We start from the raw sequence: 14,464 nt of genomic DNA on the forward strand, positions 1-14,464 counted from the left end.
GTCTTCTCGCGATCAGGCGGAGGTCGCGGCCTGGGAGGCGCTGTTCCGGATCAGTGCTTCAAACTCGGGACGGAAATGCTTGATCATGGCGCGCACCGGCATCGCGGCAGCGTCGCCCAGCGCGCAAATCGTGCGGCCCTGGATGTTGTCTGCCACCGAATTGAGCAGGTCCAGGTCGCCCGTGCGGCCCTGGTTGTGCTGGATGCGGTCGATCACGCGCCACATCCAGCCCGTGCCTTCGCGGCAGGGCGTGCACTGGCCGCAGGATTCGTGCGAGTAGAAGTACGACAGGCGCAGCAGGCTTTCGACCATGCTGCGGGAATCGTCCATCACGATGACGGCGCCCGAACCCAGCATGGAGCCGGCCTTGGCGATGGAGTCGTAGTCCATCGTGCATTCCATGATGATGGACGCAGGCAGCACCGGGGCGGACGAACCGCCGGGGATCACGGCCTTGAGCTGGCGGCCCTTGCGCACGCCACCGGCGAGCTCGAGCAGCTTGGCAAAGGGTGTGCCCAGGGGCACTTCGTAGTTGCCGGGCTTTTCCACATCGCCCGAGACCGAGAAGATCTTGGTGCCGCCGTTGTTGGGCTTGCCGCACTCAAGATACGCCGCACCACCATTGCGGATGATCCACGGCACGGCCGCGAAGGTCTCGGTGTTGTTGATGGTGGTGGGCTTGCCGTACAGACCGAAGCTGGCCGGAAATGGGGGCTTGAAACGTGGCTGGCCCTTCTTGCCTTCCAGCGATTCGAGCAGTGCGGTCTCTTCACCGCAGATATAGGCGCCGAAACCATGCGCAGCATGCAGCTGGAAGCTGAAGTTGCTGCCCAGGATCTTGTCGCCCAGATAGCCCGCCGCGCGTGCTTCTTCGAGCGCTTCCTCGAAGCGGTCGTAGGTCTGGAAGATCTCTCCGTGGATGTAGTTGTAGCCCACGGAAATGCCCATCGCGTAGGCCGCGATGATCATGCCTTCGATGACGATGTGCGGGTTGAACTGCAGGATGTCTCGGTCCTTGCAGGTGCCCGGCTCGCCCTCGTCGGAGTTGCACACCAGGTACTTCTGGCCGGGGAACGAGCGGGGCATGAAGCTCCACTTGAGTCCGGTGGGAAAGCCCGCGCCGCCGCGGCCGCGCAGGCCCGATTCCTTGACGGTGGCGATGACCTGATCCTGCGTCAGTGGTTCGCCGCCGTCAGTGCCCAGGATCTTGCGCAGTGCGGCGTAGCCGCCACGTGCTTCGTAGTCCTTGATGCTCCAGTTCGTGCCATCCAGACCCGCGTAGATCTGCGGGTTGATGTGGCGTTCATGGAAGCAGGTCTGGACGCCGGTGGCCTGGAACTGAGAGAGGATTTGTGCTGCGGTGGTCATGCTTGCCCTTCCGCTGCCTTGAGGCCATCGACGAGCTGGTCGAGCTTGTCGTTGTCCATGAAGCTGCACATGGTGCGGTCGTTCACCAGCATCACGGGCGCGTCGGCGCATGCACCCAGGCATTCGCATTGCTGCAGGGTGAACAGGCCGTCCGGCGTGGTCTCGCCCATGGTCACGCCGAGCTTCTTCTCGAGGTGGTGCAACGCCTTCTGGCCGTCGCGCAGCTGGCAAGGCAGGTTGGTGCAGACGTTGAGCTTGTACTTGCCCGTCGGCTGCTGGTTGTACATGTTGTAGAACGTGGTGACTTCGTGCACCGCGATCTGGGCCATGCCCAGGTAGTCGGCGATCACGGCCTCGCTCTCGACACTGACCCAGCCCTGCTCCTGCTGCACGATGGACAGGCAGGCCATCACGGCGGACTGCGCTTGCTCAGGGGGGTACTTGGCCACTTCGCGCGCAAAGCGGGCGAGCGTGGCGTCGGTGATCTTGGTATTGGTGCTGGTGCTGCTCATCGGTCGATCTCCCCGAACACGATATCCATGGTGCCGATGATGGCCACGGCGTCGGCGATCATGTGGCCGCGGGCCATTTCGTCCAGCGTCGCCAGGTGCGCGAAGCCCGGCGCGCGGATCTTCAGGCGGTAAGGCTTGTTGGCGCCATCGCTCACGAGGTAGATGCCGAACTCGCCCTTGGGGTGCTCGACGGCCGCGTAGGCTTCGCCTTCGGGCACATGGAAGCCTTCGGTGAACAGCTTGAAGTGGTGGATCAGCTCTTCCATGTTGGACTTCATGGATTCGCGTGCCGGCGCAGCCACCTTGTGGTTGTCGGTGATCACGGGACCAGGGTTGGCGCGCAGCCAGTCCACGCACTGCTTGATGATGCGGTTGGACTCGCGCATTTCCTGCACGCGCACCAGGTAGCGGTCGTAACAATCGCCCGTCTTGCCCACCGGCACGTCGAAGTCCATGCGGTCATAGACGTCATAGGGCTGGGTTTTGCGCAAGTCCCAGGCAATGCCGGAGCCGCGAATCATGGGGCCGGTCATGCCCAGGTTGAGCGCGCGCTCGGGCGGTACCACGCCGATGCCGACGGTGCGCTGCTTCCAGATGCGGTTGTCGGTGAGCAGGGTTTCGTACTCGTCCACGCAGCCAGGGAAGCGCTGGGTGAAATCGTCGATGAAGTCGAGCAATGAACCCTGGCGGTTCTTGTTCATGGCCTCGAGGGCCTTGGCGTTCTTGATCTTGCTGACCTTGTACTGCGGCATGGCGTCCGGCAGGTCGCGGTACACGCCGCCCGGACGGAAGTACGCCGCGTGCATGCGCGCGCCGGAGACGGCCTCGTACATGTCGAACAGGTCTTCACGCTCGCGGAAGGTGTAGATCAGGATGGTGGAGCTGCCGCAATCGTTGCCGTGCGAACCGAGCCACATCAGGTGGTTCAGCAGGCGCGTGATTTCGGAGAACATCACGCGGATGTACTGCGCGCGCATGGGCACTTCCAGGCCCAGCAGTTTTTCGATGGCAAGGCAGTAGGCGTGCTCGTTGCACATCATCGAGACGTAGTCCAGACGGTCCATGTAGGGCAGCGACTGGATGTAGGTCTTGTGCTCGGCCAGCTTTTCGGTGGCGCGGTGCAGCAGGCCGATGTGCGGGTCGGCGCGTTGCACGACCTCGCCGTCGAGCTCGAGCACCAGGCGCAGCACGCCGTGCGCTGCGGGGTGCTGCGGACCAAAGTTCAGGGAATAGTTCTTGATTTCAGCCATGATGGATCACGTGAGGCGCGGACGCCTTAGTGCAGGCCTCCGTACTTGTCTTCGCGGATGATGCGCGGCGTGATCTCGCGCGGCTCGATCGAGACGGGCTCGTAGACAACGCGGCGTTGCTCGGCGTCGTAACGCATCTCGACATGGCCCGAGAGCGGGAAGTCCTTGCGGAACGGATGGCCTATGAAGCCGTAGTCCGTCAGTATGCGGCGCAGATCGTTGTGGCCGTCGAACACGATGCCGAAAAGATCAAACGCCTCGCGCTCATACCAGTTGGCGGAATTCCAGAGGTCGGACACCGACGCCACGACGGGAAAGTCGTCGTCCGGGCAGAACACCTTTACGCGCACGCGCTGGTTCAGGCTGACGGACAACAGGTGGGACACCACGCAGTAGCGTGCACCTTCGTGCACCTGGTCACCGTAGGAGGAGTAGTCCACCCCACACAAGTCCACCAGTTGCTCGAAGCGGCAGCCTTCTGCATCGCGCAAAGTGCGCATCGCATCGAGGTAATCGGCAGCGGCGACCACCACGGTCACCTCGTCCAGGGCCACCGAGATCTGGCGCACCTTGGCGCCCAGCGCCGCGGCGATTTGGTCCTTGAGCTTTTCAGGGCGAATGGCAACAGCAGTCATCATCAACCCTTCAGACGCGAGCAATGGTGTTGGTGCGGCGGATCTTCTGCTGCAGCTGGATGATCCCGTAGATCAGCGCTTCTGCCGTGGGCGGGCAGCCAGGCACGTAGACGTCCACAGGCACGATGCGGTCGCATCCGCGCACGACGGAATAGCTGTAGTGGTAGTAGCCGCCGCCGTTGGCGCAAGACCCCATGGAGAGCACCCAGCGGGGCTCGGACATCTGGTCATACACCTTGCGCAGAGCCGGAGCCATCTTGTTGCACAGCGTGCCAGCAACGATCATGAGGTCGGACTGGCGGGGACTGGCGCGGAACACTTCGGCGCCGAAGCGGCCAATGTCATAGCGCGCTGCCGCGGCGTGCATCATCTCCACCGCACAGCAGGCCAGGCCGAACGTCATGGGCCACAGGGAACCCGTCTTGGCCCAATTCACCACGGAGTCATAGCTCGTGGTGATGAAGCCTTCCTTCATCACGCCTTCAATCATTGCATCATCCTTGCTTGCTGCAAAAGCCAGCTCATTCCCAATCCAGCGCGCCCTTTTTCCACTCGTAGGCAAAGCCCACGACCAGGATGGCCAGGAAAATCACAACCGCCACGAAGCCTGCAATACCCACCTCATGCAGGGTGACGGCCCACGGGAAGAGAAAGGCGATTTCGAGATCGAACAGAATGAACAGAATGGCCACGAGGTAGTAGCGCACATCAAACTTCATGCGCGCGTCCTCGAAGGCTTCAAAGCCGCATTCGTAGGGAGAGTTTTTTGCGGCATCCGGGCGATTGGGGCCCAGTATGTAGCCTAGCACCAGGGGGACAACGCCGACAGCGATGCCAACCAAGATGAACAAGAGGACGGGGAGGTACTGATCGAGGTTCATCTTGTGGATGTGCTCACCGCTGTGAGCCTGGCCCGACACAACCCAGGGCGGGTCATGCGGGGAGGCCTTTGTTTTGGTGCCGTCGGCGAGACTCGAACTCGCACAGCTTTCGCCACTACCCCCTCAAGATAGCGTGTCTACCAATTTCACCACGACGGCTGATGTGTGCATCTGGATGGCATGAGGAACCTTGCGGTTTTGGCTTTCCAGACAATCGAGAATTCTACTCCGGAAAAACCCTGGTTCGGCTTTGCCGAACCAATTTTGTGCAGATTATTTGGTCGGAATCTGCGCAGCGCCAGAGGCTGGCACGACGGGCGCCGCGGGCGCGGCAGGTGCCGATGCGGCTGGCGCCGAGCCGGCAGGAACTGCGGCAGCTGGCGTCTCCAGCACGCTGCCCGCGCCTGCAGGGCGCGAGTTGCCGAAGTAGGCCAGCGCCAGGGTCGCCACGAAAAACACAGCCGCGAGGACTGCCGTGCTGCGCGACAGGAAATTGGCACTGCCGCTCGCACCGAACAGGCTGCCTGAGCTACCGCTGCCGAACGCAGCACCCATGTCCGCACCCTTGCCATGCTGGACAAGGACCAGGCCGATCATCCCCAGCGCCGACAGCATCTGCACGGCCAACACCACATTCACGATCACGTTCATTCTTAGTTCACTCCTGATTGAATAGCTTCTTGGGCCACCACCTCAACGGGCGGCAGCGATGATTTGTAGAAAGTCGGGGGCCTTCAAGGACGCGCCGCCGACAAGGCCGCCGTCGATGTCAGGCTGCGCCAGCAACTGCGCGGCATTGGCTGCATTCATGCTGCCGCCGTACAGCAGGCGGATGCGGTCCGCATGCTCGCTGGCAGCAGACAGCTGGGCCCGCAGCACCGCATGCACAGCCTGCGCCTGCTCCGGCGAGGCCGTGCGCCCGGTGCCGATCGCCCACACGGGTTCGTAGGCGACCACCACTTCGCTGATGCAATGGCCGTTCAGATGGATCACGGCAGCCAGCTGGCGCTTGACCACGGCTTCCGTCTGGCCGGCTTCTCGCTCCTGCAGGGTTTCACCCACACAGATGATGGGCGTCAGCCCTGCCGCCAGTGCCCGCTGGGCTTTCTCCGCCACCACCACATCGCTCTCCCCGTGGTACTGACGCCGCTCGGAATGCCCCACCAGGGCATACCGCACACCAAAGTCCTTGAGCATCGCCACCGACATCTCGCCGGTGAACGCGCCTGCCTCGTGCTGCGACACATCCTGCGACGCAACAGCCACCGCCGACCCGAAAGTGAGCGACTGCACCTGCGCCAGGTAAGGCGCCGGCACGGCCACCGCCACATCGCAGGCAGCGCCATCACCAAGGCCGGCGATGATGGCCTTGAGCAGGGCCTCGTTGGCAGCCAGGCCGCCATTCATCTTCCAATTGCCGGCAATGAGTTTCTTCTTGCTGTTCATGATCACCACGTCAAAACGATCTTGCCAATGTGCTGGTTCGACTCCATCAACGCATGCGCATCGGCCGCACGCGCCGCTTCGAAGGTGCTGTGGATGACAGGCCGCACCGCCCCTTCGGACAGCAAGGGCCACACATGCTCACGCAGTGCGCGGGCAATGGCACCCTTGAATGCCACGGGGCGGGGTCGCAGCGTGGAGCCGGTGATGGTGAGCCGTCGGCGCAGGACAAGCCCCGCATTGAAGTCACCCTTCACTCCACCCTGCACGGCGATGATGACGATACGGCCATCCTCCGCCAGACATTCCACCTCGCGGGCCACATAGTCGCCCGCCACCATGTCGAGCACCACGTCCACACCCTTGCCGCCAGTGATGCGCTTGGCTTCGACCACGAAGTCTTGCGACTTGTAGTTGATGGCATGGTGGGCACCCAACTCGAGGCAGGCCGCGCATTTCGCATCGCTGCCCGCGGTGGCAATCACCGTGGCGCCCAACGCGCGCGCCAGTTGCACCGCCGTCACGCCAATGCCACTGGTGCCGCCCTGCACCAGCAGGCTTTCGCCTGGCTGCAGACGCCCCCTGTCGAAAACATTGCTCCAGACGGTGAAGAAGGTCTCGGGCAGCGAGGCCGCCTCGACGTCGCTGAAGCCCTCCGGCACCGGCAGGCACTGCACCACGGGCGCCACGCACCACTGCGCATACCCGCCCCCGGCCACCAGGGCGCACACACGGTCACCCACCCGGATGCCCGCTGCCGCCATGGCTGCAGCATCACCCGACTCCACCACGCCAGCAACCTCCAGGCCCGGCAGATCCGACGTTCCCGGCGGCGGAGCGTAATGCCCCATGCGCTGCAGCACATCCGGGCGGTTGATGCCACTGGCGGCCACACGGATCAACAGCTCGCCTTCGCCAGGCTGCGGCACCGGCCGTTCGCCCAGTTGCAAAACCTCGGGTCCGCCGAAAGCGGTGATCTCAACAGCACGCATGTTGCGGTTCATCAAAGAGCAGATATGTGAATGATTTTGGCCACCACCGCCCGACTGGCAAGCGGCAGCAGCTACAAAATCAATAGCAATCGATCAATCAGCCCAGCACCTGCCCGGATGCACCATCCGAAGGCAGGGATTGTTGTTGCTGTTGTTGCTGTTGCTGCTGGTCCGCCGGCTGGCGGCCACCATCGCGGCCATGGTCGCGGCGCGGCTCACGATCGCCCCGCTCTGCGGGAGCGGGACGGTCGCTGCCGCCGGCAGGACGGTCAGCCAGCACCTTCATGGACAGCTTGATGCGTCCCTTTTCGTCGGTTTCCATGACCTTGACCTTCACGATCTGGCCTTCGGTCAGGTAGTCGGACACCTTCTCGACGCGCTCGTGCGCGATCTGGCTGATGTGCAGCAGGCCATCCTTGCCGGGCAGCAGGTTGATCAGCGCGCCGAAGTCCAGGATCTTGGTCACTGGGCCTTCGTAGATCTTGCCGATCTCGACTTCGGCCGTGATCTGCTCGATGCGCTTCTTGGCCTCGTCGGCCTTCGCCGCATCGGTGGCTGCGATGGTGATGGTGCCGTCTTCCTCGATATTGATCTGGCAGCCGGTTTCCTCGGTCAGCGCGCGGATCACCGCACCACCCTTGCCGATCACGTCACGGATCTTCTCGGGGTTGATCTTCATCGTGTAGAGCTTGGGCGCGAAGTTGGACACTTCGGTCTTGGCTTCGCCCATGGCGTCCTGCATCTTGCCCAGGATGTGCATGCGCGCTTCCTTGGCCTGCGCCAGGGCGACCTGCATGATTTCCTTGGTGATGCCCTGGATCTTGATGTCCATCTGCAGCGCGGTGATGCCGCTGGTGGTACCGGCCACCTTGAAGTCCATGTCACCCAGGTGATCTTCGTCACCCAGGATGTCGGTCAGCACGGCAAAACGGTTGTCTTCCTTGATCAGGCCCATCGCGATGCCGGCCACGTGCGCCTTCATGGGCACGCCAGCGTCCATCATGGACAGGCAGCCGCCGCAGACGGAAGCCATCGACGACGAGCCGTTGGACTCGGTGATCTCGGACACCACGCGGATGGTGTAGGGGAATTCTTCCTTGGTCGGCAGCACGGCGACCAGGGCGCGCTTGGCCAGGCGGCCATGGCCGATTTCGCGGCGCTTGGTGGAGCCCATGCGGCCCACTTCGCCGGTGGCGAAGGGAGGCATGTTGTAGTGGAACATGAAGCGGTCTTCGAACTCGCCAGCCAGCGCGTCGATGCGCTGCGCGTCGCGTTCCGTGCCCAGCGTGGAGATCACCAGCGCCTGGGTTTCACCGCGCGTGAACAGCGCCGAGCCGTGCGTGCGGGGCAACACGGAGTTGCGGATTTCGATGGGGCGCACGGTGCGCGTGTCGCGGCCGTCGATGCGGGGCTCGCCGGCCAGGATCTGGCTGCGCACGATCTTGGCTTCGATGTCGAACAGCAGGCCTTCGACCTTCACGGAGTCGAATTCCACGCCTTCGGCCTTGAGCGACGCGAACACGGAGGCGGTGGCTTCGCGCAGGGCGTGCGTGCGGGCTTGCTTGCTGCGGATCTGGTAGGCAGCGCGCAGCTTTTCCTCGGCCAGGCCAGCGACCTTGGCGATGAAGGGCTCGTCCTTGGCGGGAGCTTGCCAATCCCACACGGGCTTGCCGGCGTCGCGTACCAGTTCGTGAATGGCGTTGATCGCGATCTTGCCTTGTTCATGACCGAACACCACGGCGCCCAGCATGATGTCTTCAGGCAGTTGCTGCGCTTCGGATTCAACCATCAGCACGGCGGCCTCAGTTCCGGCAACGACCAGGTCCATCTGCGAGCTCTTGCGCAGGGTCTGGCCGGGGTTCAGCACGTATTCGCCGTTGATGTAGCCCACGCGCGCGGCGCCGATGGGGCCGTTGAACGGGATGCCGGAGATGGACAGCGCGGCGCTCACGGCGATCATGGCGGCGATGTCAGCATCCACCTCAGGGTTCAGCGAGACGGTGTGGATGACCACATGCACGTCGTTGTAGAAACCTTCCGGGAACAGCGGGCGGATCGGGCGGTCGATCAGGCGGCTGGTCAGGGTTTCGAGTTCGCTGGGCTTGGCTTCGCGCTTGAAGAAGCTGCCAGGAATCTTGCCTGCGGCGTAGGTCTTCTCGATGTAGTCGACCGTCAGGGGAAAGAAGTCCTGGCCTGCCTTGGCGATCTTGGAGCCGACCACCGTGGCCAACACCACCGTGTCGTCGATGTTCACCAGCACGGCGCCGGAGGCCTGGCGCGCGATTTCGCCCGTTTCCATGACGACGGTCTTGTCGCCCCACTGGAAGGACTTGGTCACTTTGTTGAAGATGGTCATGATGACTCCTTTTGCTTCGGTTTATGTAGCTGGCTGCACAGAGCCAGCAAGGGCCGGAGGCAATTCAGAACACGATGCCATTCCAGTGGTGCTGTCGCCCTCGGCCAGGGCATCAGGACCAATGGAATGACACAGCTTCGCTCTGTTTTGCGTCTCCGAAGTAAAAAACGCCTGAGCTAGCGTGCTAACCCAGGCGTTTTGACATGCGAATGCGCTTACTTGCGCAGACCCAGCTTGGCGATCAGCGCCGTGTAACGGTCGGCGTCCTTGGCCTTCAGGTAGTCCAGCAGCTTGCGGCGGCGGCTCACCATGCGCAGCAGGCCGCGGCGACCGTGGTGGTCCTTGGCGTGCGTCTTGAAGTGAGGGGTCAGTTCGTTGATGCGAGCGGTCAACAGGGCCACTTGCACTTCCGGGCTGCCAGTGTCGTTGGCAGCACGGGCATTGGCCTTGACTACTTCGGCCTTGATGGAGGATGCGATCATTGGATTTCCTTGGATTGGGCATGCAGCAACGCTGCCAGCCGTGGTTTTACTTGCGCCGACAGCTGGAAGGGCCAGCGGCGTGCGTCTTGCACCATGCAAAACCCGGCAATTATAGCCCGCTGGAAAACATGGCCCTATTTCCGTGTTTCGCCCCTGAAAAACAGCATCTTTGACTGGGCCGTCCGGTGCACCATCCAGCCCACCCGTTCAAACCACCCCTGTCGGGTGTCAGGTCACAGCAACGGGGGTCAACAACGTACTTCCATGACCCATTCACATTTCCCGCTTGCCAGAAACTCCATGGCTTCGAAGACATTGGGAGTTTTAAGCCTCGTTCTATTCATCAATACCATGCTCGCGCCCAGTGCTGCCGACGCCAAAACGCACAAGACACAGCCCGGAAAAAGCAGCCGCAACAAGGCTGGCGGAGCCACCCCGAAAAGCCCGTCCGAGGAGACCACCGCGGAGCGCGACCGCCGGCTCTACCGGGAATGCAAAGGCATGCACAACGCCGGCGCCTGCCTCGGCTACACCAGGTAGGCGGCTCACGCGTTGATTCAGCGCCTCAGCGTTGTCAGACGCCGGGATATGCCGGAATGGAAAGGCCCTCTGCGCTGGCACCAGCCGAAGCCCTCATTGCACAAGCCTCTGCCAAGTCGCGCCCAACGAGTGCGCCGGATTCAATGGCCCGGCTGTCGCGCAGTGCGCCCAAAAAGGAAAATCCCCGCGACCACCAGCACAGTGCCCGCCGCTATCCAGACCGTAAAGGGCTCGCCCAGGATCCAGATGCCCATGAAGATGGTGGACAGCGGACCGACCAGGCCCACCTGGGCGACCATGCCGGCGCCGATGCGCTCAATGCCCATCATCACCATCAGCACCGGCGCCGCCGTGCACAGCGTGGCATTGAGCACCGACAGCCAGATCACCTCGGGCGCCACCAGGGCCGCGCTCCACGGGCGCAGTACCGCGAACTGCGCCAGGCACAGCAGACACGCCACCGTGGTGGCCAGCCCGACCAGGCGCAACGCACCCAGCCGCCGCACCATCTCACCGCTGTACACCAGGTAGATCGCATAGCTTGCCGCACTGAGGAACACCAGCAGCGCACCCCAGGCCACATTGGAGCCCTGCAGATTGGCCTCCAGCCCGAACACCAGCACCACGCCGCAATAGCTGACGAGCATCGCCAAAGCCTGCGACCACCGGATGCTGCGCCCATAAAGCGCCCAGCCCAGCATCACGACGAGGGTGGGGTTGAGATACAGAATCAGCCGCTCCAGGCTCGCGCTGATGTATGCCAGGCCCGCAAAATCCAGAAAACTTGCCAGGTAGTAGCCGGTGAAGCCCAGACCCAGCACACCGAGCCAGTCCTGGCGCGTCAACGGCGGCTTGCCGCGACTCGCCCACCAGGCCATCACGGCGAAGATGGGCAGAGCGAACAGCATGCGGTACATGATGAGCGTGACCGCATCGACCCCGTGGCGGTACGCCAGCTTCACGATGATGGCCTTGCCGCTGAAGGCGATCGAGCCCAGCAAGGCAAGCGCAAGGCCAGACGCTACATTTTTTGTAGCTATTTGCGCTTGTGTGGATTGGGTTGGAGCCACTTTTTCTTCAATATTCAGTTAATCATCGCGCCACACGGCAGCACGGCCCGACACCGCCCATGAACCGGCACGCCATGGGACAAGGCAGCCGCGGAACCGGCTTTGCCAGGCCGCCCCCCTAGCGCGCAGCGCACAGAGAGAGGGAAAGTCCGGCCCAGGGGGCATTTCATCAATACCCGGCCGCCTGGCCATCGCGCCGGGGATCGCTGGCAGCCACGTAGCCGTGCACCTTGGGGTCGCCCATGCGCCAGATGAACTGGCCGGCCCCGAAGTCCTGGTAGGAGCCCTGCATGGCCTCCGTGATATGGCCCAGGTCCCGCAGCCCCTGCACGGTAGCGGCGGGCATGTCCGGCTCCACATTGATCGCCAGACCCGCATTGAAGCGCCAGCGCGGCGCATCGCACGCGGCCTGCGGATTCTGGCCGTAGTCAACCATGCGCACCAGGGTCTGCAAATGTCCCTGGGGTTGCATGTTGGCGCCCATCACGCCGTAGCTCATCACGGGCTGGCCGTTTTGTGTGAGAAAGGCGGGGATGATGGTGTGGAAAGGCCGTTTGCCCGGAGCCACGAGGTTCGCCGGGTTCTTGCCGCCCGGGTCGGTGCTGAAGGCCTGGCCCCTGTTCTGCAGGCTGATGCCGAACGTGGGCTCCACGCAGCCCGATCCGAAACCCATGTAGTTACTCTGGATGAAGCTCACCATCATGCCGTCCTCGTCCGCCGCTGTGAGGTAGATCGTGCCGCCCCTGACCGGGTTGCCCGCACCAAAGTCCTGCGCCCTGTTCATGTCGATCAGTCTGGCACGGGATGCAAGGTAGGCGTCATCGAGCATCTGCGCGGGCGCCACCTCCATCGACGATGGCTCGGCCACGTAGCGGTAGACATCGGCGAAGGCGAGCTTCATCGCCTCGATTTGCAAGTGCTGAGAAGCCGCGCCGTCCACAGGCAGGCTACCCACGTCGAACTGGTCGAGGATGCCCATTGCGATCAAGGCCGCGATGCCTTGCCCGTTGGGCGGAATCTCGTGCAGCGTGTAGCCCCGGTAGTTGCACGCAATCGGCTCCACCCATTCCGGCCGGTGCGCGGCCAGGTCGGCCAGAGAATGACTGCCGCCATGGGCTTGCGAAAACGCCACCAGGGCCTGCGCAATCTCGCCCGTGTAGAACGCCTGCCCCCGCGTGGCCCCGATGGCGCGCAGCGCGCGTGCCGCAGCCTTGAACCGGAACAGCTCCCCCACCTGCGGCGCGCGGCCCCGGGGCATGAAGCTCTGCGCGAAGCCCGGCTGGGCCTGAAGCTCATCGACCGCCGCGGCCCACTTCTGCTGCACGACCACCGGCACCAGATAGCCGCGCTCGGCGATCTCGGCGGCCGGCTCCATCAGGTCGGCAAAAGGCAGCTTGCCAAAACGCTCCGACAGCGCAGCCCAGGCGCTCACTGCGCCAGGCACCGTGACGGCATCCATGCCACGCGTCGGCGGCGAGGCCTGCCCCTGACCATACCGCTGGTGAAAATACCCCGGCGTCCACGCTGCCGGCGCACGCCCGGAGGCGTTGAGCCCGTGCAGCGCCTTGCCATCCCACAGGATGCAGAACGCATCGCTGCCCAGTCCGTTGCTCACCGGCTCGCAGATCGTCATGGCCGCCGCGGCGGCGACTGCGGCATCGACCGCATTGCCGCCCTGCTGCAGCACGCGCACCCCGGCCTGTGCAGCCAGCGGATGCGAGGTGGAAACGACATTGCGCGCAAATACCGGCAAGCGGGTGCTGGCATAGGAGGGGGTGTAGCTGAACGGCATCGGAACATTATGGGCCGGTGCGGTTGCCCAGGGTTCGATGGCGAAGTTTGTCAAAGCCTTGCGCAGCCGTGGTGGCAACATGCCGTGCGCTAAATCTTGCCGCCGTCACGAGTGAACTGGGTCGCCAAGTCTCACAACCAGGATGACGGCTACCGGCCAGGGAAGGCAAGTTGTGCTACCCGGGATCTGCCGTTTTTGATGGTTTCCAAAGTGTCAGCACGCACACCAGGGGTACAAGAAGAAACGCTGATCCTGCCAGATAGTGATTTGGATAGAACCAACCGCAGGCTAACGCAGTGCCAAGTAAGCCAGCGACTACCAGCAATAGGTAGTTCGCAATGCGCCATCCAATCCGCCGTTGGGGCAACAGGGCCCCCGAGACCCCAAAAAGCAGGACCAACATTGAGTCCATTAGCGCGAACCCGATAGGTATGCCTATCGAATCAGCGTCTGCAGGATAAATTCCCATTGTTAGATTGGCACTCAGCACAACCCACAGGGTGGCATTGGCATACACGACGGCTCCAAGGATAGCCAGTGCAGATTGGACACGGGATAGCGGCGTGAGCTTCGGCATGAAAGGCATAGTAGAAGCCTTTCGTGTGCAGAAAATGAGCCCAGTTTGAACTGAGTGTGAAGTAGTCTGTTGGCTGGCTGCGAACCAGCGACAGATGAATACCGGGTCAGCTCAATTGACCCGCCCTGTGTGCAAGAGTGCAAGCCTGCAAAGGACTGCTCAGGGCCCTGAGCCGAAAGTGGGCGCCGTTCCCCAGAGCAGTCATTGATTCGTATCCACCTGCTTGCAGCTGAAAACGTGACTGTCGAGAGCCCCGGCTTTGCAGGTTCGCAGGCTATAGTTTGTCTCCGTGAACTTTTCGGAGGGGGCCGGAATGTTTGTATGGAATGCGGTGGCAGCCCAGCGCTTACAAATCTGGGCTCCAAGCCGTTTCAGGAAGCAATCAGTGTCCCAAAGTAGCTCCTATCGTTCAGCTTGTCCCGCAGGTCCTGCGAGATAGATTGTGTTTGGGTTCAGCTAGGCAGAGCAATGAAAGAAATGATTGGGCTAATGTCCAACGCCAAATGGAAAAAGCTCTTTGCCCACCTGGCACAAGCAGGGGTGGCTAGCTTTTGCACATGGAAATT

Annotated in this window: 14 protein-coding genes and 1 tRNA gene; 1 reads left to right on the plus strand and 14 read right to left on the minus strand. The window is 62.8% G+C overall.

Features of this window, described 5'->3' with window-relative positions; genetic code table 11:
• Window positions 1-12: 12 nt before the first annotated feature.
• From nuoF to rpsO, 12 genes are all read right to left on the minus strand, one after another.
• Window positions 13-1,368 carry an NADH-quinone oxidoreductase subunit NuoF gene (nuoF, locus tag KW835_RS20405; RefSeq protein ID WP_218385821.1) on the minus strand — a complete coding sequence of 452 codons (1,356 nt, stop codon included), beginning with the start codon at window positions 1,366-1,368 and terminating at the stop codon, window positions 13-15.
• Window positions 1,365-1,880, minus strand: a complete 516-nt coding sequence (gene nuoE, locus KW835_RS20410; protein ID WP_218385823.1) for an NADH-quinone oxidoreductase subunit NuoE — start codon at window positions 1,878-1,880, stop codon at window positions 1,365-1,367. The genes nuoF and nuoE overlap by 4 nt, the downstream gene beginning before the upstream one ends.
• Window positions 1,877-3,130, minus strand: a complete 1,254-nt coding sequence (locus KW835_RS20415; RefSeq protein ID WP_218385825.1) for an NADH-quinone oxidoreductase subunit D — start codon at window positions 3,128-3,130, stop codon at window positions 1,877-1,879. Before KW835_RS20415 ends, nuoE begins: the two co-directional genes overlap by 4 nt.
• A 26-nt stretch (window positions 3,131-3,156) precedes the next feature.
• Complete coding sequence (locus tag KW835_RS20420) at window positions 3,157-3,765, minus strand: NADH-quinone oxidoreductase subunit C (RefSeq protein WP_218385826.1); 609 nt, start codon at window positions 3,763-3,765, stop codon at window positions 3,157-3,159.
• Between the two features lie 10 nt (window positions 3,766-3,775).
• Entirely contained in the window at window positions 3,776-4,255 is a 480-nt protein-coding gene (locus KW835_RS20425; RefSeq protein ID WP_007849129.1) for an NADH-quinone oxidoreductase subunit B family protein, read from the minus strand.
• A gap of 31 nt (window positions 4,256-4,286) precedes the next feature.
• Window positions 4,287-4,646: an NADH-quinone oxidoreductase subunit A gene (locus KW835_RS20430; protein WP_055393226.1), complete on the minus strand. Its 360-nt coding sequence runs from the start codon at window positions 4,644-4,646 to the stop codon at window positions 4,287-4,289.
• Between the two features lie 74 nt (window positions 4,647-4,720).
• Window positions 4,721-4,805: transfer RNA gene (locus tag KW835_RS20435), tRNA-Leu, on the minus strand.
• Between the two features lie 114 nt (window positions 4,806-4,919).
• Complete coding sequence (gene secG / locus KW835_RS20440; RefSeq protein ID WP_218385828.1) at window positions 4,920-5,297, minus strand: preprotein translocase subunit SecG; 378 nt, start codon at window positions 5,295-5,297, stop codon at window positions 4,920-4,922.
• A 42-nt stretch (window positions 5,298-5,339) separates the two neighbouring features.
• The gene (tpiA, locus tag KW835_RS20445) at window positions 5,340-6,092 is read right to left on the minus strand and encodes a triose-phosphate isomerase (RefSeq protein ID WP_218385830.1); all 753 of its coding nucleotides are present in this window, start codon (window positions 6,090-6,092) and stop codon (window positions 5,340-5,342) included.
• Between the two features lie 2 nt (window positions 6,093-6,094).
• Window positions 6,095-7,081 carry an NAD(P)H-quinone oxidoreductase gene (locus tag KW835_RS20450; protein WP_218385832.1) on the minus strand — a complete coding sequence of 329 codons (987 nt, stop codon included), beginning with the start codon at window positions 7,079-7,081 and terminating at the stop codon, window positions 6,095-6,097.
• A gap of 97 nt (window positions 7,082-7,178) precedes the next feature.
• Window positions 7,179-9,437, minus strand: coding sequence for a polyribonucleotide nucleotidyltransferase (gene pnp / locus KW835_RS20455; protein WP_218385833.1), 2,259 nt, complete (start codon window positions 9,435-9,437; stop codon window positions 7,179-7,181).
• 215 nt (window positions 9,438-9,652) lie between these two features.
• Window positions 9,653-9,919, minus strand: a complete 267-nt coding sequence (rpsO, locus tag KW835_RS20460; protein WP_005793232.1) for a 30S ribosomal protein S15 — start codon at window positions 9,917-9,919, stop codon at window positions 9,653-9,655.
• Between the two features lie 264 nt (window positions 9,920-10,183).
• Here rpsO and KW835_RS20465 point away from each other — a divergent pair, with 264 nt between their 5' ends.
• Entirely contained in the window at window positions 10,184-10,459 is a 276-nt protein-coding gene (locus tag KW835_RS20465; RefSeq protein WP_218385835.1) for a hypothetical protein, read from the plus strand.
• 140 nt (window positions 10,460-10,599) lie between these two features.
• On the opposite strand, the gene KW835_RS20470 is transcribed toward KW835_RS20465, so the two are convergent.
• Entirely contained in the window at window positions 10,600-11,529 is a 930-nt protein-coding gene (locus KW835_RS20470) for a DMT family transporter (protein ID WP_218385837.1), read from the minus strand.
• 169 nt (window positions 11,530-11,698) lie between these two features.
• Entirely contained in the window at window positions 11,699-13,321 is a 1,623-nt protein-coding gene (locus KW835_RS20475; RefSeq protein ID WP_218385839.1) for a gamma-glutamyltransferase family protein, read from the minus strand.
• Between the last annotated feature and the right edge of the window lie 1,143 nt (window positions 13,322-14,464).

Origin of the sequence: Acidovorax sp. sic0104 (genome assembly GCF_019219095.1) — a bacterium.
Classification (GTDB): domain Bacteria; phylum Pseudomonadota; class Gammaproteobacteria; order Burkholderiales; family Burkholderiaceae_C; genus Acidovorax.

What these genes read in the sequence shown, in the direction of transcription:
- nuoF (WP_218385821.1), bottom strand. Translation starts at nt 1,368, where the DNA reads ATGACCACCGCAGCACAAATCCTCTCTCAGTTCCAGGCCACCGGCGTC.
- nuoE (WP_218385823.1), bottom strand. Translation starts at nt 1,880, where the DNA reads ATGAGCAGCACCAGCACCAATACCAAGATCACCGACGCCACGCTCGCC.
- KW835_RS20415 (WP_218385825.1), bottom strand. Translation starts at nt 3,130, where the DNA reads ATGGCTGAAATCAAGAACTATTCCCTGAACTTTGGTCCGCAGCACCCC.
- KW835_RS20420 (WP_218385826.1), bottom strand. Translation starts at nt 3,765, where the DNA reads ATGACTGCTGTTGCCATTCGCCCTGAAAAGCTCAAGGACCAAATCGCC.
- KW835_RS20425 (WP_007849129.1), bottom strand. Translation starts at nt 4,255, where the DNA reads ATGATTGAAGGCGTGATGAAGGAAGGCTTCATCACCACGAGCTATGAC.
- KW835_RS20430 (WP_055393226.1), bottom strand. Translation starts at nt 4,646, where the DNA reads ATGAACCTCGATCAGTACCTCCCCGTCCTCTTGTTCATCTTGGTTGGC.
- secG (WP_218385828.1), bottom strand. Translation starts at nt 5,297, where the DNA reads ATGAACGTGATCGTGAATGTGGTGTTGGCCGTGCAGATGCTGTCGGCG.
- tpiA (WP_218385830.1), bottom strand. Translation starts at nt 6,092, where the DNA reads ATGAACAGCAAGAAGAAACTCATTGCCGGCAATTGGAAGATGAATGGC.
- KW835_RS20450 (WP_218385832.1), bottom strand. Translation starts at nt 7,081, where the DNA reads ATGCGTGCTGTTGAGATCACCGCTTTCGGCGGACCCGAGGTTTTGCAA.
- pnp (WP_218385833.1), bottom strand. Translation starts at nt 9,437, where the DNA reads ATGACCATCTTCAACAAAGTGACCAAGTCCTTCCAGTGGGGCGACAAG.
- rpsO (WP_005793232.1), bottom strand. Translation starts at nt 9,919, where the DNA reads ATGATCGCATCCTCCATCAAGGCCGAAGTAGTCAAGGCCAATGCCCGT.
- KW835_RS20465 (WP_218385835.1), top strand. Translation starts at nt 10,184, where the DNA reads ATGACCCATTCACATTTCCCGCTTGCCAGAAACTCCATGGCTTCGAAG.
- KW835_RS20475 (WP_218385839.1), bottom strand. Translation starts at nt 13,321, where the DNA reads ATGCCGTTCAGCTACACCCCCTCCTATGCCAGCACCCGCTTGCCGGTA.